Below are 1,747 nucleotides of genomic sequence, written 5' to 3'. Positions count from 1 at the left end.
CCGTCGCGCAGCGGGGACTTGAAGAACGGCGGCAGCCACAGGCAGTCCACGCCCAGCCACTGCAGATAGTCCAGCTTGGCGGTCAGTCCCTTCAGGTCACCCACGCCGTCGCCGTTGCTGTCCTGGAAGGACCTGACCAGGACCTCGTAGAAGACGGCGCGCTTGAACCACTCCGGGTCGCGGTCCGCGGCGGGAGTGTCCTCGAAAGTGTCCGGGACGGGCTCGTTGACGATCATCGTGTGGGTGACCCTCCGATCTGCAGTGAGGACGGTCGCAGGACGGTCAGCACGTGCGCGGGGCCCTCGCCCGGCGAAAGACGCACATAGTTGGTCCTGCCCCAGTGGTAGGTGACACCGGTGAGCTCGTCACGCACCGGCACCGACTCGTGCCAGTCCAGGCCGAGCCGCGGCATGTCCAACGAGACCGTCGCCTCCTGGGTGTGGTGAGGATCCAGGTTGGCGACCACCAAAACCGTGTTCGAGCCCGAGTGCTTCGAGTAGACGATCACTTCTTCCTTGTCGGCCTGGTGGAAGTGCAGGTCCCGCAGCTGCCGAAGTGCCGGGCTGGCCCGGCGGATCGCGTTCAGCCTCGTGATCAGGGGCGCGATGCTACGGCCCTCGCGTTCGGCCGCTTCCCAGTCCCGGGGCCGCAGTTGGTACTTCTCGGAGTCCAGATACTCCTCACTGCCCTCCCGCAACGGCACGTTCTCGCACAGCTCGTACCCCGAGTACACCCCCCACGTCGGCGACAGCGTCGCCGCCAGCACCGCCCGCACCTCGAACGCCGGCCGGCCCCCGTGCTGCAGATACGCATGCAGGATGTCCGGCGTGTTCACAAAGAAGTTCGGCCGCATGTACGCCGCCGCCTCCCCCGACAACTCCTCCAGATACTCCGTCAGCTCCCGCTTCGTATTCCGCCACGTGAAATACGTGTACGACTGCTGGAACCCCACCGCCGCCAGCGCCCGCATCATCGCCGGCCGCGTGAACGCCTCCGCCAGGAAGATCACATCCGGATCCGACCGCCCGATCTCCCCGAGCACCCGCTCCCAGAACACCACCGGCTTCGTATGCGGATTGTCCACCCGGAAGATCCGCACCCCCCACCCCATCCACACCCGCAGCACCCGCAGCGTTTCCGCCACCAGACCATCCATGTCCCCATCGAAGAAGACCGGATAGATGTCCTGGTACTTCTTCGGCGGATTCTCCGCATACGCGATCGACCCGTCCGCCCGGTGCCTGAACCACTCCGGATGCTTCTGCACCCACGGATGATCCGGAGAACACTGCAACGCGAAATCCAGCGCCACCTCCAGCCCCAACTCCCGCGCCCGCCCCACGAACCAGACGAAATCCTCCACCGTCCCCAGCTCCGGGTGCACCGCATCATGCCCGCCCTCCGGCGAACCGATCGCCCACGGCACCCCCACATCCCCCGGCCCCGCCGACAGAGCGTTGTTGGGACCCTTGCGGAACGTCGTCCCGATCGGATGAACCGGCGGCAGATACACCACGTCGAAACCCATCCCCGCGATCGCCGCAAGCCGCCGCGCCGCCGTACGGAACGTGCCGTGCGGCCGCCCGGCCGTCCCCTCCGACCGCGGGAAGAACTCGTACCACGACCCGAACAACGCCCGCTCCCGCTCCACCAGCAACGGCAACGCCTGCGACGACGTCACCAGCTCACGCAACGGAAACCGCGCCAGAACCCCGTCCACCTCCGGAGTCAACGCCCCCGCCAGACG

General features: G+C 67.1%; 2 protein-coding genes. Both read right to left on the bottom strand.

Annotated features, from left to right (window positions below):
• On the bottom strand, positions 1-236 hold a 236-nt coding region (locus tag AAW14_RS39245), incomplete at its 3' end, for an alpha-amylase family glycosyl hydrolase (protein ID WP_265569244.1).
• Positions 233-1,747 (bottom strand): alpha-1,4-glucan--maltose-1-phosphate maltosyltransferase (locus AAW14_RS39240; RefSeq protein WP_265569243.1); only part of this gene is annotated, 1,515 nt, incomplete at its 5' end. The genes AAW14_RS39245 and AAW14_RS39240, both read right to left, overlap by 4 nt.

The organism is Streptomyces hygroscopicus, from assembly GCF_026168105.1.
Taxonomy (GTDB): domain Bacteria; phylum Actinomycetota; class Actinomycetes; order Streptomycetales; family Streptomycetaceae; genus Streptomyces; species Streptomyces hygroscopicus_D.
Note: the sequence above shows the minus strand (reverse complement) of the source record. Positions and strands in the feature narration are given on the sequence as shown.